The sequence below is a fragment of the Corynebacterium sp. CCUG 71335 genome, from assembly GCF_024454075.1.
In the GTDB taxonomy this organism is placed as follows: domain Bacteria; phylum Actinomycetota; class Actinomycetes; order Mycobacteriales; family Mycobacteriaceae; genus Corynebacterium; species Corynebacterium genitalium.
In genome coordinates this window covers 1-23,558 of the sequence record NZ_JAGPYY010000008.1, presented here as the reverse complement: position 1 = coordinate 23,558, position 23,558 = coordinate 1, and the positions used below count along the sequence as shown (strand labels likewise).

Sequence of the window (23,558 nt, the reverse complement as noted above, 5' to 3'; positions counted from 1 at the left end):
AAGCGCTACTCGACAGTGACCGACTTGGCCAGGTTGCGCGGCTTGTCAATGTCCTCGTTGCCGCACTCGCGAGCAATGAACGCCGCGAGAAACTGCAGCGGAACAGTGGCCAGCAGCGGCTGCATGATCGTCGGGGACTGCGGGATGCGCATGAGCCAGTTCGCGTACGGTTCGACGGCGGTGTCGCCTTCTTCCGCGATGACGATCGTCTTGGCGCCGCGGGCGCGGATCTCCTGGATGTTGGAGACGATCTTGGAGTGCAGCTGGGACACGCCGCGCGGGCTCGGGACGATGACCACGACGGGCAGGTCGTCTTCGATCAGCGCGATCGGGCCGTGCTTGAGCTCGCCGGCGGCAAAGCCTTCCGCGTGGATGTACGCCAGCTCCTTGAGCTTGAGCGCGCCCTCGAGCGCGATCGGGAAACCGACGCCACGGCCGAGGAAGAGCATGGTCTTCACAGCACCGAGGGTCTCCGCGATGTGCTTGCACGTGTCGTGGTTGCCCAGCGCAGCTTCGATCTTCTCCGGGATGGCTTCGAGTTCCGCCCAGATATCTCGGATCTCATCCGGGTACTTCGTGCCCTTCGCCTGGGCGAGCGCGAGGCCGACGATGTAGTTCGCAGCGACCTGCGCCAAAAACGCCTTCGTCGACGCCACACCGATCTCCGGGCCGGCGTGGGTGTAGAGCACAGCGTCGGACTCGCGCGGGATCTGGGAGCCGTTGGTGTTGCACACTGCCAGCACTTTCGCGCCCTGCGTCTTGGCGTGGCGGACAGCCTCGAGGGTGTCGGCGGTCTCGCCGGATTGGGAGATAGCCAGCACCAAAGTGCGCTCATCCAGCACCGGGTCGCGGTAGCGGAACTCGGATGCCACCTCGATCTGCACCGGAATGCGCACCCAGTGCTCGATGGCGTACTTCGCAGCCAGTCCGGAGTGGTAGGCGGAACCGCAGGCGATCACGAAGACCTGGTTGAAGGACTTCAGTTCACGCTCAGAGATGCTGTTCTCATCGAGGATGACGCGCTCGCCGTCCCAGTGGCCGGCCAGGGTGTCGCGCACAGCTGCCGGTTGCTCGTAGATCTCCTTCATCATGAAGGAATCGAACCCGCCCTTTTCCGCAGCTTCCAAGTCCCAGTCAATGGTGAAGGGTTTGGACTGGGCCGGAGTGCCGTCGAAATGCAGCACCTCGTAGTCGTCCTTCGTGATCACCACGACGGAATCCGATTCGAGCTCCACGGCGTTCTTCGTGTACTCGATGAACGCGGCGACGTCGCTGCCGAGGAACATCTCGCCCTCGCCCACACCGACCATGAGCGGGGTCGAGCGGCGCGCGGCAATGATCTGGTCCGGGTGGTCAGCGTGCACAAAGAGAATGGTGAACGCGCCCTCGAGCTTGCGCAGCACGCTTAGCGACGACTCCTTGAAGTCCCCCGCCGTCTCCCCCTCGTTATAGGCGAGAGCGAGCAGGTGGGCAGCGACCTCCGAGTCGGTTTCGGACTGCATCTCAATCCCGGAGCGCTCCAGCTCCTCGCGCAGAGACGCGAAGTTCTCGATGATGCCGTTGTGGACGATGGCAGCCTTGCCGTCGAACGACATGTGGGGGTGGGCGTTCTCATCCGTCGGGCGGCCGTGCGTAGCCCAGCGGGTGTGCCCGATCGCCGTGGTGCCAGCCAGGTTCCCTGCGCCAATTTCTTCGATTCTGTCCTCGAGGTTCTGCAGTTTGCCCGCACGCTTTGCGACGTCCAAGCTGCCTTGACCCACTACAGCGATACCGGCGGAGTCATACCCGCGGTACTCCATGCGCCTCAGGGCGTCGAGCGCGATGCCGAGTGCCTGCTGGTCTCCTACGTATCCCACGATTCCACACATGCGCTTAAGGATAGCCATGTCTGACCCATCACTACTAACCAACGTCAGCTGCACCCTCCGCCCGGCGTATGCAGTAGTCTTGGGGGCGTGTCTGCGAACTTGAAGAAGCTCAGCGAACTGTCCAAGCGAGGCCCCTACCGCGTCATGGAGGGCGACCTTGGATACACCGGCCTGCCCGGCAAGGTCTACCTGCCTGCCGAAGGCACCGCCATCCCCGGCGTGGCATTCGGCCACGACTGGATGACGAGCGCCGCCAACTACGAGAAGACGCTGCGCCACCTGGCTAGCTGGGGCATCGCCGTCGCCGTGCCGGACACGGAGCGCGGTTTCAACCCGAACCACGCCGGTTACGCCGCCGACCTGGAGACCTGCCTGCAGATCCTGGGTGGGGTGCGCATGGGCAACGGCAACGTCACCATTTCCCCGGGCAAGCTCGGTGTGGCCGGCCACGGCATGGGCGGCGGCTGCGCCGTCCTCGCCAGCGTGGACAACGACAAGGTCAAGGCAGTTGCACCTGTCTACCCGGCATCCGTCGCCCCTTCCGCCGTTGAGGCGTCCCGCACCATGTTCAAGCCGGGCATGATCATCGGCCCCGATGAGGACTCGGACGCGATCTTCGATCCGGGCAACCCCGCCAAGCTGGCCTACAACTGGGCTGGCCCCGTCGCCTACCGCACGGTGAAGAAGGGCAACCAGCAAGCACTCACCGAGGACAACTTCCGCAAGATGCTGCTGGGCGTGGGCAAGTCCAAGACCAGCGTCCAAGAGACCATCCGCGGCCTGTTAACCGGGTTCTTCCTGCACCAGCTCGCTGACGAGAAGAAGTACGCAGACTTCTCCGAGATGGATGCCGCCGGCAAGGGTGTGGAATCCATCGTGGGCAAGGACCTCGCCGATCACGCCGGCTTCGCACGCTCGGACACGAAGAGCATCTTCTAACTCCAGCGTGCGGGTTCGCCCTGCCGCCTGGCGTTAGCCCTGCTCGGATCCGGCCCCTGTCGGCCCTTCCCTCCGCAGCACACCCTGCACTTTGCCGTGGCGGACACCACGGTAACCTCCGCGCGGGGTGGTGGTCGGCGGCTTCTGAATATTCATTTCCTTGGCGAGAGCCTGCTGCCGTGCAGTCTGCTCCATTTGCTGTTGAGTCTGCTGCAGCACCAGTTCGAACTCCGCCATGCGGCGCGCGGTGCGCTGGTTGAACTGGTCGACAAAATCCTTGAAGTCCATCACCACGTCCTCGTCTTCCTCGTGCGCTCGTTTGTGTCAGTGCCAGAACCGGTGTCAGTGCCGCTGGAGTCGGTGTGCGGCGCTGCAGGTTCGGCTGGCTTGTGTGGCTCCTCTGGGGCAACGTCGGTTGCGTCGCTCGTTTGGCCCAGCTCGCCCGCACCGGCGGGTGCCACTGACTGTTTCGGCGGTGGCGGAGGCTCCTTGACCTCAGCAAGCTCGGGTGGCGGGGCCAGCTTCTCCTCCGGTTGTTCAGTTGCTGGTTGTTCAGTTGCTGGGTTCTCCGGTGCGGGTTTTTCCGGTGCCTGGTGGTCCGGTGCCGGTTTCTCAGGCAGGGTGTCCGATTCCGTCTCGGGCGCCTCCGGCGGGCATTCGCAGTCTGCCGCCGGCGGGAGTTCCGTTTCGGAGAGACAGTCCATCACCATGTTCTTGAACTCCTCCACCCCAGCAATGAACTGGCCGATTGCGGCTTGGCCCACCGGCCCCACCGGAGGGACCGCGGGAAGAGAGGGCGGTGTGGGAAGCACGGGAGGTGCCGTTGGAGCCGCAGGAGCGGGTGGGACTCCTCCGAGATCACCACCCAGGCCGACGTTGATATTCACGTTGAGGTTCGCTCCGCCAGCACTCGCGGTGAACCCTGCGGGCTCCGTCGCCACGCTCGCCGGATTAGTCGGCGTGATCAACGACTCGACGCTGGGAGGCGCAGCCTGGACCGACGGAGAGGGTGCAGCAACTGGCGCCGATCCAGTGGCGGGTGCCGGGGCAGGTTCAGGAGCTGGTGCTGCCTGCGGCCCAGCCGGTTTCACCGGTGCTTCCGCCGCTCCGATCGGGGGCTGCTCCTTCACCGACGGTTGCTTTGACAGTGGTTCCTCTGACGGCGTTTTGTCCGCGGATGGTTTGTCTACCGGCGGTTCTTTCTGCTCCGGTTGTTCGGGCTGCTCCGGCGCGGCCGGTTCGCGCTCTGGGGGAGCAGGTGCGTTGCCGTTAGGCGGGCAGTACTCCCTTGCGGGCGGGGGTTGGAGCTGGCCGGCATCGTTATAGAGGCACTCCAGGTGCTCGTAGCATTTGCGCATGCACTCGTTGCGGTCGTCGACGGTTTTCTCCACGTGGATCAGGGCTTCAAGAATGGGCATGAGCACAGTGGCCCCGATGCGCAGCTGCGGCACTATCCGTATCACAGAAAGGAACATGAGCAACGCTTCCAAGATCGCCAGCACGCCGTCTTCCGCGTTGGAATCAATCTCATTGACAGCCTCGACGCACTCGTCCGTCTTAGTGCACAGATCCTCAAGGCAACGGTCCAGTTCGAGTTGCCCGTCGTCAAGGTTGTCCTCGTGGCCGGTGATCCCGATGTCCCGCAGCCAGTCACCCGTGCGAGAACGAATCGAGTCAAACATCAGCGGTGCCAGATCAACGAGAATGCCCACAACGCCCCAGGCATCCGGCCGACCACCGGGGCGAGACTTTCCTCCCGGTTGGGTCCCGTCGGGATTGAGTCGGGCGACTTCGGTGGACAGCGCGCCTGTTTCTTTCCCGTTGGTCCAGTCCAGCTTCGCTGAGATGTCACTGACCTTAGCGTTGATTTGGTTCAGGTCCCCGGACGAGACACCAGGTAGTGCCGCCGCTTCCTGTGCGACAGCATTGAGGCGGTCTTTCACGAGCGCGTTACCCACGATTGAGCCTCCTCATCACAGCGTCCAACGGCGCGGCATTGTCTTCATCCGTTGACTCGACATCGTCTGTGAGCGCGAGAACAGACTCGTAGTGGCGCACCCTTTCGTTCAAGTGCGCGAGAGTGTTCTCATGGACCGCGGTCATGGCCGCCCCCAAGCGTTCCGCGTCGCTGGTGAACCCCTCCCCCAAACAGGCCGGATCCACGCTCGGCCGCTGCTGGCGGAGCAGCTCCACCGCTTCGGTATACCGGGATATCGCGCCCCGTAACGCTTCCCGCATCTCACCCGTGTCTAGCTCTAAAGGTGCATTCACGTTCAATCCCCCCGCGTAAATGAAGCCGCGCATGCGGCAGTCCAATTCCTCACACAGAGTTAGACTGCCGCGGACCCCCCTTTGGTTCCCTGCTGCCCCAATTACTTTAAGGCATTTTCAGCGCACTCGCGCTAGACAGAGGCGACAGTGGCGGCGAGCTTGCCAGCTACCTTGCGCGCATGCTCCTCCTCCGCTGCTTCCACCATGATGCGGAAGAGCTCTTCGGTACCAGAGGGGCGCAGCAGCACACGGCCACTCGAGCCAAGCTCGGCCTCTGCGGCGGCGGTGGCTTCCTTGACCTCGGGGTTGTCCAGGATGAGCGACTTGTCCGACACAGGCACGTTGATGAGCACCTGCGGCAGCACCGTCATCACGCTGGCCAGTTCCTTCAGCGTCGCGCCGGTTTCGGCCATGCGCTCCATGATCATCAGGCCGCTCAACGTTCCATCGCCCGTCGTCGCGCGGGACGGCAGCACGATGTGGCCGGACTGCTCGCCGCCGAGTGAGTAGTCACCGCGCGCGAGTTCCTCGAGCACGTATCGGTCGCCCACCTTCGTCTCGCGCACAGCGATGCCCTCGCGCTCCATGGCGATTTTCAGCCCGAGGTTGCTCATCACGGTAGCCACGAGCGTGTTTTTGCGTAACGACGACTTCTCCTTCAGGCCCAAAGCCAGAATCGCCATAATTTGGTCGCCATCGACAACATTGCCCTCGGCATCGACAGCCAGGCAGCGGTCGGCATCGCCGTCGTGGGCCAGGCCCAAATCAGCGCCGTGCTCGACAACGGCTTTTTGCACCTGGGAGATGTGAGTAGATCCGCAGTTGTCGTTGATATTGAAGGCGTTGGGCTTGTTGAAGATCGGGATGACCTTCGCCCCGGCTTCTGCGTAGGCCTCCGGCGCAAGTCGGGAGGCGGCGCCGTTGGCGCAGTCTACGACGACCTTCAGGCCGTTGAGACGAGTGGTCACCGAGGCGTTGAGGTGGTCCAAGTAGCGGTCGTGGGCTTCCGGGGACTCCTCGATGATGCGGCCGATGCCGGTGCCGGTTGGTCCGCCCTCATCGATGTGGGCCATCTCCTCCTCGATGTCGTTCTCCACGTCGTCAGGAAGCTTCTTGCCGCCGGCGGAGAAGAACTTGATGCCGTTGTCCGGCATGGGGTTGTGGGACGCGGAGATCATCACGCCGATATCCGCGCCGTAATCGTCGGTGAGAAACGCCAAGCCCGGCGTCGGTATGACTCCGACGCGGAGCACGTCCACACCTTTCGATGCCATACCGGCTGCCATTGCCGCCGCCAGCATCTCCCCCGACACGCGCGGGTCGCGGCCGATGATGGCGGTCGCACGACGCTGGTCGGAACGCTTCGTCTGCGTCAACACCGTGGCCGCTGCCTGGCCCAGCTTCAGCGCCAAAGGCGCGGTCAGAGCTTCATTGGCCAAGCCACGGACACCGTCAGTTCCAAACAGTCGAGTCATGAGACACCATTATGCCTTAGGGGATTTTCAGGTTGGTAATGCGTCGATAAGCCAAAAGCGCCCCCACCCGCAAAGGGTGACGGCGCTTGTGAAGCAGTAACCGCGATTAACGCTTGGAGTACTGCGGGGCACGGCGGGCCTTGTGCAGACCAGCCTTCTTGCGCTCGACGGCACGTGCGTCGCGGGTGAGGTAGCCAGCCTTCTTCAAGGTCGGGCGCTCAGCCGGGTTGTACACGTTCAGGGCGCGGGCGATGGCCAGGCGCAGAGCACCAGCCTGGCCGGTCGGGCCACCACCGTTGATGTTGGCCTTGATGTCGAACTGGCCTTCGCGCTCCAGCAGCGTCAGCGGGGACAGGATGTCCTGCTGGTGCAGCTTGTTCGGGAAGTAGTCCTCGAACTCGCGGCCGTTGACCGTGATCTTGCCCTCGCCTTCGACGACGGTGACACGGGCGATGGCGCGCTTGCGGCGGCCGACGGTCTGGATCGGGCCCTCGTGGAAGGACGCGACCTCGACGGTCTCCTCAGCGCCAGCGGTCTCATCCTCGACTGCCACGGCGTCGCCGATGGTGTAGTTGAACTCTTCGGTCGCTGCGGTTGCGGCGTCAATGTCGGTGACGTCAGCCTCGTAAGCTGCGTCAGCGATGTTCTCAGGGGTGTTGTTCGGCTCGGTCATTACTGCGCCACCTGCTTAAGCTCGAAGTTCTCGGGCTTCTGCGCCTCGTGCGGGTGCTCGGCACCGACGTAGACGTGAAGCTTCTTAATGGACTCACGGGAGAGGCGGTTGTGCGGCATCATGCCCTTGACAGCCTCTTCGATGACGCGGTCCGCGCGCTCATCGAGAGCACGGCCCAGGGTCATGGACTTCAGGCCACCCGGGTAACCGGAGTGGCGGTAGCGCATCTCACGATCGCGCTTGTTGGACGAAATGTGGACCTTGTCGGCGTTGATCACGATGACGTGGTCGCCGGTGTCGACGTTCGGTGCGAACTGCGGCTTGTGCTTACCGCGCAGTAGGTCTGCCACGGTAGAAGCAAGCTTGCCCAGCACCACGTCGGTAGCGTCGATGACGTACCACTGACGGGTAATGTCACCGCTCTTCGGGTGGTAAGTAGACATACATGGACTCCTTGAAGTCTGTATCTAGAGGCTGCCGGCCATGTGCGCCCGCTCCCCCCTCACATTCCGGCGGCCGGTGGAGACCCGGATGTGAGGTGACCAGCTACCGCAGAGCGAGCGCCGGTCGGAGACAACACACAGACCGTTAACCCTAGAGCACCACCTGCCGAAACACCAAAACGCCGCCGCAGAAGTTTCCCTGCGGCGGCGCGGCAAAACCTGATCCCCCTCTGTCCGCGCCACGCGTCGGTGCCCAACGTCGCGTCCGCCCACGCCAACCGAATCGGAACGGTCAGTGCAGCTTTAAGACGCTTGCAAAAAGGGAACGGCAGTGTGTGGCGTACTTAGGCCCAGCTGTTAGCGGCGGCGGTGTTGACCGCCTTCATCCGGGAGTTGCCGTTTTCGACGGTGTTGCCGATGACGGTGAGGATCTCGTTCAGCTCCTCTGCCGCGGCATCCCATTTCGCCTGGTGGATCTGGTACGCCTCAGCTGCTTCACCGTCCCAGCTGTCCACCATGGGGCGCAACCGCGCCTTCAGGTCCTCGAGCTGGCCGTCGATCGTGAGTGCCGACTGCAGAATGTCCTGGGATGTGTTTGAGATCGAGGCGAATTGGTACTTGATGACAGTCATGGTGTTCTCCTTTAACTCTCTGAATTCTCTTCGTGGGCTTACAGGGCCAGGCCTGAGGACGGCGCGATCGACGAGAAGCTATCCGCGTTAGTGGCCTCGACGTCTTCGTAGTTGCCCGCGTTATCGCGGATGTTCATTGCGATGGCGGTCAGTGCCTCCCCGAGACGGCGCTCGGCATCGTCGTAACGCATCATCAGCTCGTTGAAACTGACCTGTGCGGTGCCGCCCCAGTGGCTGCGCGCCCCCTCTGCGAGAGTCTGCAGACGGTTGAGTTCACCGTTGATTTCTTCATTGGTCGTTTCGACTTCCTTGGCGGCGGCGCGCATCACGTCGGCTTCTGTTTGCATGTTGCTCATGTTTTCCCCCGATATCGGTGTGTGACTTAACGGACAAAGGCCGGTCCGGGCACGTGGCGCGTAGTCGGTGAAGCACCTTTGCGAGCCGTTCGTGACCTTTCCACCCTTATTGGACTGCCGCAGGCCCCTGTTTGGTTCCCTCGGCGGTGAAAATTCTTGGAGTTTTTCTCCGTGCGGGCCGGTACCTGCCCCTTTGGTGAGACGGTTAAGGAGGGCTGTACCGGGCCGAGTCGTTAGCCATGGTGCATGTGGCCTGCTGGACTGACGTGGGAGCTTTCCGGGTGTGGCAACCAATGGAGATTTGGTGGTCTGCATCGACCCAGGCGCGCCAGTGGGCTTGGGAGCCGTCTGGAAGCAAGTGCCTGTAGGTGATGCTGTGCTCATCACGCTCGATGAGGCGTAACTCGGGGTCGCCGAGAATCTCCTGCTCAATCTGGGCGATCACGGCTTCTCCTGCCACTCCGTAGAGCGGATCAACGGCAAGCTGCAAGCGGAAATCCGGATCAGGGCCGGTCGCGCGCCACATATCTTCATCGGGCTCGAGGGTGAAGCCGACCGGCACCTCCACGCTCAGACCGTCCTGGGTGAGAGTGACGAACTCGGGCTGCGGGGCTGGCTGCGTAGACGGTCCGGATGAATCAGGCGACGTAGCCGACGTCACCTCACTCGTCGTCGCGTCACTGGAGGCGCCAGATCCGGCCGCGTGCTCTAACGCATCGGAACCAGACCGCGCAACGGCCCACACAGCGGCAGCGCAGAGTGCGCCGATGACGACCACCGCCACAATGAGGAGGGGGCGTGCGGGTAGGAAGGTGTCGCGTGAGCCGTCGTAAAGCGTCGGGCGACGCAGCGTGATCTCCTCCCATTCGGTTGTGGACGGATTTGTTTCAGTTTCGGAGTCCGTACTCGAATCCGCCGTTTCGGCAGCGCCCGCTTTCGCATTGGTGCGCAGGGCATGCTTTCCGCGCGGTTTCGTGGTCTCGCTGGTGAGCACGACGTCGTATCCGCTCATCAGAACAACGAGGTCGTCGATGGTTTCTTCATCCCCGACAATGTGCACGTGGGCACCGGCAGGATCACTACCCAAACATTTGCAGATCGCGGCGGCGATCTCGCTGGTGCTCGGACTGTCGTGGCGATGCACGTTGGCAACGCCTTCGAAAACGACGCTGTCGGGGCGGATAGTCACCGTGAGCTGCGGTGTGGTCAACCGTGTGGTCATGCTGCGTCACCTACTGCGATCTGGATTGGGCCGGCGTTGTCGTTGTCGCGCACGAGGATCCCGCGCCCCGGCGCAAGCGGCATCGGTCGAACACCGAAAAGCTGTCCTTCTTCCCGGTTCCCGGAGAGCAGAACAGCGTCAGGAAGCTGATCTTTCAACGTGGACAAGAACGGAGAGAACAAAGCGCGGGCGCTGCCGCCGAACTTGCGGGCGGCAATGATGTGCAGCCCAATGTCGTGGGCATGAGGAAGGAGCGCGACGAGCGGACGCAGGTGCTCGTCGGGAACAAGTTCTAGGTCGTCGATCACAAGGTAGATATCTGGACCAGTCCACCAACTGCGAGCGGCGAGTTGCTCGGCCGTGACATCTGGCCCCGGCAGACGCGACGACATCGTGGCCGCGGTGTCGGTCACCGCTGTAGCGGCCGCGTCAGAAGAGCCCGCATACGCTGCGACCATGGGGTGGTCCGCGTGGCGCAGGTGGACACGCCGTGGATCGATGACCACCATGCGCGCCTGTTCCCGCGGGAGCTCGGCGATCTGTGTGATCACAGTGTTCACCAGCGTCGATTTGCCAGAGCCCGCCGCGCCGATAGCGACGAGATGCTGGCCATCCAGGTGCACAGGTTCCAGTGCACGTCCACCAATGCCCAACAGCGGCGTGTCGCTTATCGACGTCTGAGTCTGGCGCGCCTGCCCCACCGTCACCCTCTCCGGCAGAACCCTCAAGGCAGGTACACGCGGCTGGTGCGCAGTCGTGGCTGCAATGTGTGCGATATCTTCCTTTGCGGTTGCCGCCACCAGCATGCTCATCCCGTCGGGAGTGAGTCCGCGGCCGGGCAATGCGGGAAGTTTCTCCTGCTTTTTGCGGTCGACTACAGAATCCATCGACTCAGTGAGTTTGAGCTCCACTCGAGTGCCGATGATGTCGCGCACGTTGGGACGGATCGCGCCCCAGCGCTGGGTGGTGGCCACCAGGTGCACCCCAGCCGCCGGCCCCTCAGCCGCAATGGTCGCCAGCGGTTCCCGCAGATCCTCCAGTTTCGAATCGGTCGCCAACAATGAATGCCACCCATCGACCGCCAACACCGTGTGCTGCGGTCGCGGTGCGCCACGCGGGTTTTCAATGATGCCCAAGACCTCATCGACGACGCGGCGGACCCGCTCCTCGTCGCTGCGTTCTGCCACGCCGGCAACGTGGGGCAGACTTTCAAGGTCCGCGAAGTCGCCGCTACCGGCATCGACGATGTAGAAGCCGATCTGCTCAGTCGAGTGGGTGGCAGCCAAAGAGGTGATCAACGTGCGCACGGCCATCGACTTGCCCGTTTGCGGCCCACCGGCGATCGCCACATGGCCGCCGGAGACGTTCAAATCGAGGATGAGGGGATCTTGGCGCTGGTGGTAGGGGTCGTCGATAAGCCCAATGCCCGCGGTGAGCATTCCCGCTCGCGTGACGACGGCAGGGATCCCTACCCGGCGCGGCAGTGGTGGCAGCCACACGCGGTGAGCGCTGTGCCCGCGCAACTGAGCAGTCTCGCCGGCGGCCTCAACAACAGCCGCCAGCACGGTTGTCGACGTATCCGGCGTACCTGCGACGACCGGGGTCACCTCGGGCGGATCCCAGCCGTCGAAAATGCGTACTGCCGGGATGCTCGCTGCGGTATGGGAACCGTGCGCCGCAACGTCTTTTCGCATGAGTGGACCGGAGACATACGCCGCTTTGAAACGCGTGACCTCACTGGATGCGGCCTTGAGGTAGCCCGAGCCAGGGTCAGCCGGCAACTCGTAAGCATCGGGGATGCCCAGTACCTGGCGCGACTCGGTGGCTGAGAACGTGCGCAGACCGATGCGGTAGGACAGGTGCGAATCCAGGCCGCGCAGTTTGCCCTCCTCAAGCCGTTGTGAGGCTAACAGCAAATGCACACCCAACGAGCGCCCTAACCGTCCGACAGCGACGAAGAGATCCGCGAAGTCCGGGTGTTGGCCGAGGAGCTCGGAGAACTCGTCGACCACGATGAGCAGTGCCGGCAGCGGAACCATGTCTGGACGCGTGCTCATGCGTGCCGCGGTGTAGTCGGTGACGTTGGCGAAATTACCCGATGCGCGCAGCAGTTCTTGGCGGCGGTTGAGCTCGCCGGAGATCGCATCGAACATGCGCTCCACCAGGACCGCCTCGTCTTCCAGGTTGGTGATCACCGCGGATGTGTGGGGTAACCCTTCACATCCGAGGAACGTGGCGCCGCCTTTGAAATCAACGAGGACAAAGTTGAGCTCCTCGGGCGAATGTGTCGCTGCCAGCGCTGCAACGAGTGTTCTGAGTAGTTCAGACTTACCGCTTCCTGTCGCGCCAATGCACAATCCATGCGGGCCCATTCCGCCGTGCGCTGACTCCTTCAGGTCTAGATAGACGGGCGCTCCGCCCGATCCCGGACCTTCCGTACCGATCGGTACCGTCAACCGTTGCCGGGTCCCCTCCCGCCCAGGCCACATCGCCGGCCCAGACAGCTGGTCTACGTCTTCGAACCCCAACAGCTCTAACAGGTCCCCGCTATTGGCAGTACCTGTTTGGCCCTCAGGACGGCGGTAGAAGGCGAGATTCCGGCAGATGTATTCTGCGGCACCGTCACTGAACTCGTCAGGCTCCCCAAGCGGCTCCGTGCCAGCTGCCGTGACCGCGCTAATACGTTCCCCGCACACCAAGTGCAGCGCATCCTCGTGAACGAAGGCATCCTCATCCTCCGTGACCACGACAACGCAGTCGTGCTCGGTGCGCACTAGTGCGTCCGGGGAGCCAGCATCCACGAACGCGATCGAGAACGCCGCGGACTCGGGATCGCGGGTGTGCGGCAACCACTTGGAGAACTCGAGCCCCTCTGCAGCGACCTCAATACCGAGCAGCTCCGGGCCGTGGAAGAACACCACCTGCGCCAACATGGACCGCGCCACTGTGCGCGCTTTCGGCCCAGCAAGTGTGATCAGCGGAAACGCCTCCAACTGGATGATGATCGGAACCCGCGGCACCGCGCTCACGGCAGCCACAGTGCGGCGCAGACTCACAGCGCATACAGGGTCAAGATCTTCAGGTGAACCGGGGTCAGGCACGTCGATAGGCGTGCACAAAGCGGACATTCCTGTTCCCACACGCACTTCCAGCGCACGAGAATCGTCGTCCACTCTCTCCCAGACCCGCTCTGTGGGCACCGCGCTGACCAATGCCTGCGGATGCGGGTGGAAGAACTCAACATGGGCACGCTGCTTGTCGCCATTTCCGCGGGCGTGCTCCGCCAGCGCGTCAAGATGGCGCAAGTACACACGGCGGGATTCGTCAATATCCCCGGCCCGCTCCGGAGGGTTGAGCATTGTGAGCATGCCCATAACCATCATGAGCGGAAAGACCATCATCATGGGGCTAACACCCCGGCCTGACAAGGCCATGATCGCCACCATTGCTCCGATGGCTGCGACCATGACCACCGGCATGATGATTTTCATCATTGGTTCCGGCGGACGCCGCACCGCCTGCGGGACGGGCTCCGCGACGAGGTTTCCACCGGGCAGCGGCGGTGCATCGTCAGCGCTGTGGCCAGCATTGACCGGTGTTTGGACAGGATTGTTGTCCAATCCGAGCATGAATGTCCCCCCTCGAACCATCCCTGCTGGTTCCCCCAACCGCAGGTGTTGAGCGTTAGTGTAGCGCGCCGTTACCGATTACGTGTAGCGTGAACGCCAGCACAGCTCATCACGTGTGCAGGCGGGGGCCTGCACTGTGCAACCCGGGGGGAAAGAAAACTGTGGTCGCCGCATCGACTCACCATGTCGTCCGCGTCACCGTGCGTGTCAGTGCCGTGACATACCACCGCTCCATTGACGTGACATTGCCAACCGCGTCGACGTTCGCTGAGGTCCTGCCGGAGCTTGCCCGGCTCGTCGAACTTCCGGAAATCGGACGACCGTGGGAGTTCACCACTGCCGGAGGCGCTCCCTTGGATCCGCACACTCCCCTGCACCACATGCGCGTGCGGGACGGTCAGGTGCTTGCACTGCGCCCGGAGGAGGAGGTCGATCCCCCGGTCGTGCGCGACGCTGCGGAATCGCTCGCGGCGGTGTCGGCTGACGGGGGCCCGCGCGCCGGGATCGATACGGCGTCATCGCTCGCGGGTATCATTGCCGTCGGTTTTCTTGTTGCTGCCCTGACCAACCCGGTTATCGGTGTCGGGGCAGCTGCTCTTGTCGCGCTCGCGATCGGTGTCATCTCCCGTTCCCGCGCGGTGTTCCCCGCCGGCGTTGTGCTTGCGGGTATCGCATGCGGCACCTGGGCCGGGGGCGAGGAAGCGATTGCGTGGCCGCTCAACAGCAGCGCAGCACTTGGTGTGATCGCTGCATCGGCGACGGTGGCAGTCCTGGTCGGCGGTGGGGCGGTGCTGGGCTTCGCCGGCACGCGATGCGGTACTGCGGTACTCACGGTGAGTGCACTCAGCGCAGGTGGCGCGTTGGGGTCGTGGTTGCCGTCCCCGCACGCTCCCGCAGCGACGGTCGTGCTGCTGGGGTTGACCGCCGTCATGCTCACACCTGCCGTGGCGACCCGCGGCGCCGGTCTGCGCATTCCCCGGGTGCCCACTGCTGGGCAGGAGTTCTCCATCGCGGACGACTACCAGGATGACGTTGACCTGCGCACGCACAAAGCCCGCGGTATTACAGACGGTCTGGGCATCGGCACCGCCGTGTGCATGATCCCGGCGCTGATCACCATCGCCTTCGCGGGCGGAGCCTGGATCTTCGCGTTCTGTCTCTGTGTCGCTGGAGCGCTCATCGTGCACGCGTCTCGCCACCACTCGACCGCGCCGCGGTTGAGCCTCGCACTTTCTGCCATGACGGCCGTTACCTGTGCTGTTATCGCCGTCGCACAGATGGATAGCCCGCATCCAGCGCTACTCGTGCTCGCCGGAGTCCTCGCGGTGGCTGCGGCAAGCGCGACGATCTGGGCCCGTTTCGTCCCCGATCTGGAACCCACCACACTCGTGTGGCTCGAGCGCGCCGAGGCTGCCGCGATCATTGCCGTGTTGCCGCTGGCTGTCTACCTCACCGGTTTCTTCACGCTGATCAGGGGCCTGTAGTGCGCTTTCGCTTATCGACGTCCACGTGCATCCCGGCCCTAACCCTCATGCTTTTCTCAACCCAGCCCGTTCTTGTTGCCACCCCACCTGCCCACGCCCAAGATGTCGCCTGCGCAGTCCCGGTTCCCGCGGACCCACCCGCCGCTGCGGCCGATCTCGACCAGGTGCGTACGATCGCCACCGGCGCGGGAGTGAAAGTGGCTGTCATCGACACCGGGGTTGCCCGGCACCCCGAGCTCAACCAGCTCATCCCCGGCAACGACTACGTCACCCCAGATGATCCACGGCCATTCGACGACTGCGACGCGCACGGCACCGTCGTCGCCGGCATCATCGCGGGCACGACAACGGGCATCGCCCCTGATGCGGAGATCATCGCGATCCGCCAATCCTCCGCGCACTTCCGCACAACTACGGCCCCAGTACCGGATGGCTCGCCGGAAGCAGAGGACATCCCCGGCGCGGGGAATTTGGACACCCTTGCACGCGCCATCCACAACGCGATCGACTTGGGCGCCGACGTGATCAATATGTCGGTCGTCTCTTGCGTGGAACCACAGCTCGCCGCACGGGTGGACACCCAGGACCTGCGTCTTGCACTCGGGCGCGCCGAGTTGGACGGTGTTGCCGTTGTCGCCGCCGCGGGCAATGCGAACCACGAGTGCCCGCCGGGCTCCACGGTGTACCCGGCGCACTTCCCCACCGTCATCACTGTCGGGTCGAGAGCGGACAGCCACACCATGGCCGAGTACTCCCTGCCCGTACCCGACGAGCACATAGCTGTTTCCGCACCGGGCCGCCCACAAGCTGCTTTGTCGTCCGACGGAAACGGTTTCACCGGTGGAGTTGCGGGCGATCGCGGGGACGCTCAACCATACGAGGGCACCAGTTTTGCTGCTCCGGTAGTCAGCGCAACGGTGGCGTTGCTGCGGCAGCGTTACCCCGATGCCACCCCGGCGCAGATTCGCGCGATGGTGGATGGGGCCGCGGAGCCGAGCGGTGGGGCCGTCGATACGCTCACCGCGCTGACGCATCTCCCCCCTGAATCCCGCCGCCCTAGTCGCGCTGAAGACACGGGTCCACTGACAGTTGCTCCCGTAGAGAAAACCGTGGCCACAGCACCCCGCAAGACCGGTGTTGTACTCACAATTTTGGGTTTGTTTGCACTGCTCAGCACCGCTGTAGGTTCTTTGTTGGTCTCGCGCAGGAACATTTGACGTACTGTGCACATTAAACGCATGAAAACACCACTCAACACACCAGGAAGGACGCAATCATGACCAACCCCAACAACCCGCAGGACCCGAACACCATCGACGAGAACGTAGAGACTTTTGACGCTGCCGTTCTGGACACCGACAACGACGGCACCATCGACACCGCACTGGTGGATCTGGACGGCGACGGCACCATCGACACCGTCGTGCTCGACTCCGACGGCGACGGCTACGCCAACACCGTGCTTGTCGACGTTGACGGTGACGGCGAATTCGACGAGATGTTCATCGACTCTGAGAACGCCGACGGCGTTCTGGAAACGAAGATCAGCGCCGACGACGATTACGTCGAGGGCCTGGGCAACGTCGAGGACTACACCGAGAAGGCGGAGGAGCCCGGTGAGGAGTCTGATGACCCCTTCGATTTCCAAGGCACCACCACGGAGATCGGGACGGACGAGGAGAACTACGACACTTCGGCGACCGAAGACACCATGAACGAGGACACCTTCGGCGAGGACATGGGCGACTCCGACGGCCCGACCCTGCACCTCGAGGCCGGTTTCTAATACTCACCTTGCCCCACCCTTTAAGGCCCTGCCCTGGCAGGGCCGTTCGCTTTCCTGGCACACTGGCAGTCATGACTTCCCAGATGCCCCACGACCCGGGCAACCCGCGTTCTTCCGGCACCACCGGGCAGCAGGACATCATGATCGGAGTGATTGTCTTTCTGCTTGGGTTCCTCGCCGTTGCCACGGCGTGGGGCACGATCTCCTACATGACAGCACTGGCCAGCTGGATCGCGGGCATTGTTTTGGTTGTGCGCGGAATCCGCAAGAACCAAGACACTCCGCCGCGGGCTTAGGGTTCCCGCCGCGCCCGAGCTTCCAAGCCTTCAAGCATCACATCTAAGAGTTCTTGCTGAATCCCACCGAAGTACCTCTCGCTCACGGCAGTCACCGGAGGAGGACGCGTAATCACCCCTAGGCCAAGGTGGATGTCAAGCGGGGTGGCGTCGGCCGGGCACAGCCTGGCCGCTTTCGCTTTGTCCACTAGCGGTTCGTAGACCCGACGCAGGCCAGCTGCGCGGTTACCAATGATCTCGCTGACTTCGTGTGTCCCACCCTCAACGCTGGCACTGAGGGCTCCGAACAGCGCCTGCGCGAGCACCGCAAGCTTCATTTCACCAATGGCGTGCGCCGCGCCCCGCCAGGCATCCCGCGGACTCTCATCGAAACTCGTCAAAGCCTCATCGATCACTGTCTCGATGTCGGCCAATGCGCGGGCACTGATTGCGTCGATCAGCTCAACTCGCCCGGGGAAATGCCTACTTGCCGTCACTACACCGACACCGGCTTCCTTGGCGATCGCCCTCATGGACACGCCAGGCCCTTGCTCCACAAACAGCTTCCGGGCTGCGTCGACAATGACGTCTCTGTTTTCTACTGCATCTTGTCTCACGCATGCATCCTAACAAATGGAACAGTATGCTCCACTTTGTAAGTGAAACAGTCTGTTCCAGATAAGGAGTTTGTCCATGTCCACAGCCACAACCGAAACGCGAAGTGCGTCGACAACAGCAAAAGCCCTCGGCGTCATCCTCGGCATCCCGGTGATCATCGGGCTCATGCTCTTTGCGTTCCTCGCCCCGAATTTCTCCTCCGGCCCTCAAGACGTTCCGGTCGCACTGTCCGCCCCCGAGCCCGTCATCGAACAGATCACCCAAGGCGTGAAAGAGAAAGCCGGTGACGATGCCCCCGATATCCGCGTCATGAACAGCCCAGAAGAGGTGCGCGAGTCGATCCTGAACCGGGAAACCGTCGGCGGCATCGCCATCACGCCCGACGGAGCCACTGCCTACACTGCCTCCGGAAACGGTGCGCCATACGTGCAGCTTATCGACGGCATCGCCTCCTCCCTCGAAGCTCAGAACATGCCCGTCGAGCGCGAAGATCTCGCCCCCACAACCGAGGACGATCCGCAGGCAGCAGGCATTGCGCTGCTCGGCCTCCCGCTAGCTTTCGGCGGCATCATCTCCGCAGTCGTCGCGACGTTCCTGTTCCGCGGCAATAAGTGGGTCAAACTCGGAGTCCTCGTCGGTATCGCAGCTCTGGGCGCGCTCGTAGCTACGTGGATGCTGCACTCGGTCTACGGCACGTTGTCGGGCAGCTTCGGCATGGAATGGCTGGCCATTTCCCTGGGCATCCTGGCCACGTCTATGCTCACCGCTGGCCTCGCGGCCGTGATCGGAACCGCCGGTATGGGAATCGGTGCGGTTCTGACCATCTTCCTCGCCAACCCGCTCTCCGGGCTATCCACCGGCCCTTGGCTCCTCCCGGCCGGCTGGTCGACCCTCGGCCAATGGATGCCCATCGGCGCTACCGGCCACCTCGTTCGGTCCCTGTCCTTCTTCGACGGCAGCGGCGCCGGTGCGGCGTGGTGGGTCCTCGCGGCATGGATCGCCACAGGATTCCTGCTGCTGCTTTTTGACCGCTCGACCAAACCCGCGAGCGCAACCGCCTAAGTCCAGCTAGTAGGTCGCAGTCAACGCGCCCTCCCGAGTGAGATCAGGCCCCGCGGGCAACAGACCAATGATTGCCCACGGGGCCTTTTCCATATGCGCCACCCCGATCATCTCCAGAACTGCCTGCTGGTCAACACCGTGACGCTGCCCTGCACCCGACACAACGTGGTAACCAAATCCGGTATCGACCCCGACAGCCCCGTCCGACAACCCGATGAAGTGGGTAGCCGGGCCTGCCCCTGACAGTTCGACCGCTCCCCTTGTGAGTGCATCGGCTGGGCGCCGACCGGCTTGACCGTTCTCTGCCACGCAGACGGCGGTCTCTACAGCACCGGAGGTGGCAGCTGGGTCACCCCATTCCGGTTTCTCGTCCGGGATCGACAACGTCAGCGGTGGATCGGCGTCGGGATAGGCCGCGATCGCAGCCGTATCAGTTCGTTCGGTGTGCGCGCCTGCCGCCACGAGCACATCCCGTTGCAGCGGGGTGATCTGTTGCACGCCGCCGTGGCCGGTGAGTATCCACGCCTCCGCACCCGTTTCCAGCACGCGCGGCAACGGGTGTGGCAAGCCGATCGGCGGCAATTCACGCAATGCGCCGAGAACACCGCTGTGCATTTCCCGGCGCGGCGTGGCCGCATCGATGCCGAGCTCGCGCCGGATCAGCCGTCCCGCCGGGTCTGTGGCAGGCGGGAGTTTCGCGCGGCCAGCCTGCGTCACCAGCCAGTCGTCGCCGTCGTGGGCGACAAGAATCGCCTCACGCGGTTCAAGCAATTCAGGAGCGGGGCCGGCATGGACGGTGAGGGTGGGGGTGTGGGAGGCGTCGATAAGCGAACATGCGCTCCACGCGATGTCGTTGCTCCCCTCGGGCGCGAACATCGCGGGCGCGGTGGTCAGGCCCAGCGGCACCCCGCGAGGATAATCCGTTAAACGTTCGTCCCCGACACGCTGCGGCTCGTCCGGGCTACCCGCGATCAAGCGTGCCGACGTCAAGTTCGTCACCGGATGCACCACCTCGCCGACCCGGACGTAGAGCGAGCCGTCGGCCGCGCGCATGATCGCCGCCGCCCCCGGATCAGGATTCGGTTTGAGCCAGGCGAACAGCCCGCATCCGCCGGCGATGAGCACGACCGCAATGAGGCCGAAGATTGCGGAACGTCGGCGCGACGCCAGTGGATCGTGGATCATCCGGATGTCACCGTAGATGAGCCCGTGCTCCACCCGTCGGCGCATGAAGCGGTGCCCCGAGACCTGTGAGCGCGTTGTTGGCAGCAGCCGCTGCGCTGTGTTCGTTTTCTCGTCGTGCGTGCGGGACACGTGACCCCCCGATCAATTCCCCCCAAATACTCCCTCGGAGTTTAGAGCGCCCACCCCGGGGCTTCAAGCATACGGGCGGCAGGACCGCGCCCCTCGGGGCCCGGGGTGCCGGATTCTGCAGAGCCGGACTCTGACGTATCGGCCCCTGGGGCGACAGGCTGGAGGGATGGAAGCTCCGTGGATCCGCCGTTGTCCACCGCGTCTTGTTGGAGCTCGCGCAGCTCTTCGGCGCTGAACTTCTCGTTCACAGCGAAGATGGTCACATGGTTGAGCTGGTAGACGGGCGTGACACCCGGTGAGGTCCACAGGGCAGTGTCCACCTGCCAGTTACTCGGTTCGCCCCAGAAGGTGTCTCCGGTGGAGATGATGAACCGCACGTCTAGGTGGGCGGCGGCCGCATCGACAACATTGCCCTCATCCGGCTTGCCGCGCTGACCCGCGCCGAGCAGGGCGGCATGGTCACTCAGGATGCTCGAGTTGGTGCCCAAACCACCCGAGGGCCACAGGTAGTGGCGGCTCACGGTGGGCACGCCCTCGATGGAGTAGATCCAGGAGTACCCTTCCGTGGATTCACCCATGACCAAGCCCTCTTGCGCCTCCGGGCGGGATGCGAGCCATTCGAATGCTTCCAACTGGTCTTCATCGATCATCCGGTCATCCACACGGGAGGCCTCGTAGGATTCCTTGGCACCCTCAGCGGCGGCTGTGGCAGCCCACACTCCCGTGCCCCAGCCGGTGAAGCCTGCGAGGACAGCCGAAGCAATAGCGGTCCCCCACTGCCACGGGCGCTTCGGCCTACGCACCGCGACCGGCGCCAGGCACAGCACCCGGATGATCACAGCCGCTCCCACGGCAGCCCCAGCAAAGAGTGTCAGGGCGACGATTGTGGCGACGCGGTGAGCCGAGTTGTAGTGGGCCGAGCCGAGGAACGCCAGCAATGGCTCGAAGAGATTGTCCACCGGTCGCATCGCGTTGGCTGTCGTGGACACCATGAGCCCGTAGAAGATCGGCGCCCATACCTGCCCGCGCCACAGCAGCATGACAATGGCGCCGAAGCCGGCGAGCCAGAACAGCATCGTCGGGTCAAATGTGGGGAAGAACTCGTCGGTGTGGCGGGCCTGCATGTAAAACGCCCTGTGCCATGCCTCTGTGGAGGTCACGGCCTCCCGGTTGTCCCAGGCTTGAACCTCCTCCGCCTGAGTCCGACCGGCGAGCAACTGCGGCAGGAACGACAGCGTGCCACCCAGCGCAGGAATGGCCAGCCACAGCACGTCGCTGACACGGGTGCGGTCGGGGCGCCACACCAGGTACGTCACCCAGTACAGGAGAACTGCGAGGACCACGACGGTCACGGCAGCGGGATGGACTTGGAGGACGCCGAGGAAGGCAAAGAGCGTCGCAAAGCTCAGGGCCCTGTAGCGCGGAACCTGCATGAACAGCGCGACCACAATCCCGGACAAGCCGATGGACACGATGTAGGGGCGCATGCCCACGTAATCGCTGATCCACACCACAGACGGCGACGCGTAAATGGCGATTGGAGCCAGCCCAGCGGCGATTTGCGCGACCATGCCTTGACCGCGAGCGATCGCCCACGCCAGACCCGCCGCACCGCCAGCGACCGCGAGACTCGTCGCGACAATGGAAGCGAGATTCATCGCCGGCACTGGCTCCCACCCGCCAGCATGGGCGAACAGTGCCGTCGCTGCGTGGAAGCCTGACGGGTAGAACAAGTCCACGTGTGTCTCCGGGCTTTGCAGCTCACCCATGCGCGTGGGCGAGGCAACGCCCTCTTCCATGATGAAGCGCACCGCATTGGCGTGCCACTGCGTGTCCCAGCCCTGCACGATGTTTTCCATCTTGTGCGGAACGTTGTCCTGCAGCTCCAGCATCTTCGCGATGAGCATCCACGCGCCCGCAGTCACACCGGCAGCTGGGAGTACCCACGACGGATCCAGGATGCTTCTCCGCCGCCAATCTCTGGGCCACAAAGCACGCAGCCACGTTTCGGCGCCGTCACGCTTGGCTTTCCGCGCGAACATGAAACGCCACACGCCGGCGAGCACCAGCACGAGCACAAGGAAGAAGATGAACGACGGCCACCCGAAACGGATCCCCAGCGCGCCCAGCAGCCAGCTACCGAACCCGATCAGCCCGAAGGTTGCCGGCAAACTCGCCGCAGCCGCCGCTGGCAGCTTCGCTCCCGCAACCCAGGCCACGATGAGTCCAGGCAGGGTGAACACCGCAATGGCGAGCCAAACAGCTCCGACTACATCCATGCGGCCCTACTTTCTTCCCTGTTCCATCAGAGCAGTCTATTCCACATCCTTCGCTTTACGACGATCCCTAGTCACCAACACCCTCTCCCCCAGCTGAGCGGCATCTGGGTAGTCCACGCGAATGAGGGTAAGCCCGTTCGCCGGCGCGAGTTTGACCAACGGATCCCTCTCGTGTGCGGCGAGCAACGTCTTTGCCCATGAGACTTCACGAGCACCTGAGCCGACGTCCAAACACGTAGCGACGAGGGCCCGAACCATGTGCCAGCAAAACGCATCAGCGGTGATCGTGGCTTCGTAGAGCTCCGGTTCCTCCGCCGTGGAGACATCCGCCCACCTGAAAGAGTGAATGTCGCGGATCGTGGTGGCGTGAGGCCGGGGCTTACAGAACGCCGCATAGTCATTCAGCCCGACCAAGGCTGTCGCCGTCTCCTGCACGGCGTGAAGGTCAATCTTCTTGGTCCACGCCGCGGTGTCCGTGCGCCTGAGCGGGTTCGGACCAGCAGTATTGGTGGTCACCCGGTAGCGGTAGGTGCGCGTCAGCGCAGAGAACCGGGCATCGAAATCTCGTGGTGCCTCGGTGACGGCGGTGACCCGAAGATCCGGTTCTAGCAGCCGGGCGAGGCGGCGGGTGAGCTTCTCCGGCTCCCCGTCGATCGACCGCCGGTCGAGCGCGTGTTTGGGCACATCCGCGTGCGCGACTTGGCCTGTAGCATGCACCCCGGCGTCCGTGCGCCCCGCAACGGTGAGCTCCACAGGATGACGCAAGATGAGGCTGAGCGCATCCTCCAGTTCCCCCTGCACCGTCCGTACTGGGGTCTCCTCCCCCGGGGCAGCCGCCTGGCGGGCCCAGCCGTGGAACCGAGTGCCGTCATACGCGATGTCGAGGCGGAGGCGGACAATGCCCGCTTGCTCTTCATCTAAACCAGGGTTGGATGCTTGATGTTTCATCGGGGCTTACCGTACCAATCAGCGGCCTAATCCCGATATGACAACACCGCCCGAAAGCGAACCTTCGGGCGGTGCGATGTATATGCGAGAAGCTCGTCCTGCGCTCGGGTTTCATACTACATCTTGGGGGATGCAATCTATCTGCTAGAAGCTCTTCTGGAACGGCGATTTCGAACTTACCTCAATGCGGCGCAGCGGTTGGGGGGCGTGAAGCGTCCTGGTTTTCGTTCCGCTTATTGAACGCCCAACGGGTGGGCGTGTGATTGTTGATAGTAGGCGTCTTC

General features: G+C 63.6%; 21 protein-coding genes. 6 read left to right on the top strand and 15 right to left on the bottom strand.

What is annotated here, in order from left to right:
• Nucleotides 1–5: 5 nt before the first annotated feature.
• Entirely contained in the window at nucleotides 6–1,868 is a 1,863-nt protein-coding gene (glmS, locus tag KBX19_RS07075) for a glutamine--fructose-6-phosphate transaminase (isomerizing) (RefSeq protein ID WP_255998154.1), read from the bottom strand.
• A gap of 87 nt (nucleotides 1,869–1,955) precedes the next feature.
• Between glmS and KBX19_RS07070 the strand changes: the two genes are divergently transcribed.
• Nucleotides 1,956–2,807 carry a dienelactone hydrolase family protein gene (locus tag KBX19_RS07070; RefSeq protein WP_005286573.1) on the top strand — a complete coding sequence of 284 codons (852 nt, stop codon included), beginning with the start codon at nucleotides 1,956–1,958 and terminating at the stop codon, nucleotides 2,805–2,807.
• Nucleotides 2,808–2,840: 33 nt separating this feature from the next.
• Here the strand turns inward: KBX19_RS07070 and KBX19_RS07065 are convergent, their stop codons facing one another.
• The 10 genes from KBX19_RS07065 to eccCa all read right to left on the bottom strand — a co-directional run bounded on the left by KBX19_RS07065 (nucleotide 2,841) and on the right by eccCa (nucleotide 13,508).
• Nucleotides 2,841–3,095, bottom strand: coding sequence for a hypothetical protein (locus tag KBX19_RS07065; RefSeq protein WP_005286575.1), 255 nt, complete (start codon nucleotides 3,093–3,095; stop codon nucleotides 2,841–2,843).
• The gene (locus KBX19_RS07060; RefSeq protein WP_255998059.1) at nucleotides 3,095–4,765 is read right to left on the bottom strand and encodes a hypothetical protein; all 1,671 of its coding nucleotides are present in this window, start codon (nucleotides 4,763–4,765) and stop codon (nucleotides 3,095–3,097) included. The genes KBX19_RS07065 and KBX19_RS07060 overlap by 1 nt, the downstream gene beginning before the upstream one ends.
• Nucleotides 4,758–5,078, bottom strand: a complete 321-nt coding sequence (locus KBX19_RS07055; protein WP_255998058.1) for a hypothetical protein — start codon at nucleotides 5,076–5,078, stop codon at nucleotides 4,758–4,760. Before KBX19_RS07055 ends, KBX19_RS07060 begins: the two co-directional genes overlap by 8 nt.
• A gap of 131 nt (nucleotides 5,079–5,209) precedes the next feature.
• On the bottom strand, nucleotides 5,210–6,553 hold the full coding sequence (gene glmM / locus KBX19_RS07050) for a phosphoglucosamine mutase (protein WP_255998057.1): 1,344 nt from the start codon (nucleotides 6,551–6,553) through the stop codon (nucleotides 5,210–5,212).
• 106 nt (nucleotides 6,554–6,659) lie between these two features.
• A complete protein-coding gene (gene rpsI, locus KBX19_RS07045) occupies nucleotides 6,660–7,226 on the bottom strand; it encodes a 30S ribosomal protein S9 (protein WP_255994436.1) in 567 nt (188 codons plus the stop codon).
• Nucleotides 7,226–7,669 carry a 50S ribosomal protein L13 gene (gene rplM / locus KBX19_RS07040; protein WP_005286590.1) on the bottom strand — a complete coding sequence of 148 codons (444 nt, stop codon included), beginning with the start codon at nucleotides 7,667–7,669 and terminating at the stop codon, nucleotides 7,226–7,228. Before rplM ends, rpsI begins: the two co-directional genes overlap by 1 nt.
• A gap of 344 nt (nucleotides 7,670–8,013) precedes the next feature.
• On the bottom strand, nucleotides 8,014–8,301 hold the full coding sequence (locus KBX19_RS07035; RefSeq protein ID WP_005286593.1) for a WXG100 family type VII secretion target: 288 nt from the start codon (nucleotides 8,299–8,301) through the stop codon (nucleotides 8,014–8,016).
• 38 nt (nucleotides 8,302–8,339) lie between these two features.
• A complete protein-coding gene (locus tag KBX19_RS07030; RefSeq protein ID WP_005286596.1) occupies nucleotides 8,340–8,657 on the bottom strand; it encodes a WXG100 family type VII secretion target in 318 nt (105 codons plus the stop codon).
• Between the two features lie 205 nt (nucleotides 8,658–8,862).
• Nucleotides 8,863–9,879, bottom strand: coding sequence for a type VII secretion-associated protein (locus tag KBX19_RS07025; RefSeq protein WP_255998056.1), 1,017 nt, complete (start codon nucleotides 9,877–9,879; stop codon nucleotides 8,863–8,865).
• The gene (eccCa, locus tag KBX19_RS07020) at nucleotides 9,876–13,508 is read right to left on the bottom strand and encodes a type VII secretion protein EccCa (RefSeq protein ID WP_255998055.1); all 3,633 of its coding nucleotides are present in this window, start codon (nucleotides 13,506–13,508) and stop codon (nucleotides 9,876–9,878) included. The genes KBX19_RS07025 and eccCa overlap by 4 nt, the downstream gene beginning before the upstream one ends.
• A gap of 161 nt (nucleotides 13,509–13,669) precedes the next feature.
• Between eccCa and eccD the strand changes: the two genes are divergently transcribed.
• The 4 genes from eccD to KBX19_RS07000 all read left to right on the top strand — a co-directional run bounded on the left by eccD (nucleotide 13,670) and on the right by KBX19_RS07000 (nucleotide 17,074).
• Entirely contained in the window at nucleotides 13,670–14,992 is a 1,323-nt protein-coding gene (eccD, locus tag KBX19_RS07015; protein WP_255998054.1) for a type VII secretion integral membrane protein EccD, read from the top strand.
• A gap of 47 nt (nucleotides 14,993–15,039) precedes the next feature.
• On the top strand, nucleotides 15,040–16,209 hold the full coding sequence (mycP, locus tag KBX19_RS07010; protein ID WP_255998053.1) for a type VII secretion-associated serine protease mycosin: 1,170 nt from the start codon (nucleotides 15,040–15,042) through the stop codon (nucleotides 16,207–16,209).
• Between the two features lie 59 nt (nucleotides 16,210–16,268).
• On the top strand, nucleotides 16,269–16,778 hold the full coding sequence (locus tag KBX19_RS07005; RefSeq protein ID WP_255998052.1) for a hypothetical protein: 510 nt from the start codon (nucleotides 16,269–16,271) through the stop codon (nucleotides 16,776–16,778).
• 71 nt (nucleotides 16,779–16,849) lie between these two features.
• Entirely contained in the window at nucleotides 16,850–17,074 is a 225-nt protein-coding gene (locus KBX19_RS07000) for a hypothetical protein (protein WP_005286613.1), read from the top strand.
• Here KBX19_RS07000 and KBX19_RS06995 read toward each other — a convergent pair.
• On the bottom strand, nucleotides 17,071–17,670 hold the full coding sequence (locus tag KBX19_RS06995) for a TetR/AcrR family transcriptional regulator (protein ID WP_255998051.1): 600 nt from the start codon (nucleotides 17,668–17,670) through the stop codon (nucleotides 17,071–17,073). The genes KBX19_RS07000 and KBX19_RS06995 overlap by 4 nt on opposite strands.
• A 76-nt stretch (nucleotides 17,671–17,746) precedes the next feature.
• On the opposite strand from KBX19_RS06995, the gene KBX19_RS06990 reads away from it, so the two are divergent.
• The gene (locus KBX19_RS06990) at nucleotides 17,747–18,733 is read left to right on the top strand and encodes a hypothetical protein (protein WP_005286618.1); all 987 of its coding nucleotides are present in this window, start codon (nucleotides 17,747–17,749) and stop codon (nucleotides 18,731–18,733) included.
• Between the two features lie 6 nt (nucleotides 18,734–18,739).
• Here the strand turns inward: KBX19_RS06990 and eccB are convergent, their stop codons facing one another.
• From eccB to truA, 3 genes are read right to left on the bottom strand one after another with little or no spacing between them, the layout of a single operon-like run.
• Nucleotides 18,740–20,047: a type VII secretion protein EccB gene (gene eccB, locus KBX19_RS06985; protein WP_005286621.1), complete on the bottom strand. Its 1,308-nt coding sequence runs from the start codon at nucleotides 20,045–20,047 to the stop codon at nucleotides 18,740–18,742.
• A gap of 41 nt (nucleotides 20,048–20,088) precedes the next feature.
• Nucleotides 20,089–22,326 carry a DUF6541 family protein gene (locus KBX19_RS06980; RefSeq protein ID WP_255998050.1) on the bottom strand — a complete coding sequence of 746 codons (2,238 nt, stop codon included), beginning with the start codon at nucleotides 22,324–22,326 and terminating at the stop codon, nucleotides 20,089–20,091.
• A 36-nt stretch (nucleotides 22,327–22,362) separates the two neighbouring features.
• Entirely contained in the window at nucleotides 22,363–23,274 is a 912-nt protein-coding gene (gene truA, locus KBX19_RS06975) for a tRNA pseudouridine(38-40) synthase TruA (RefSeq protein WP_255998049.1), read from the bottom strand.
• Nucleotides 23,275–23,558: the final 284 nt, after the last annotated feature.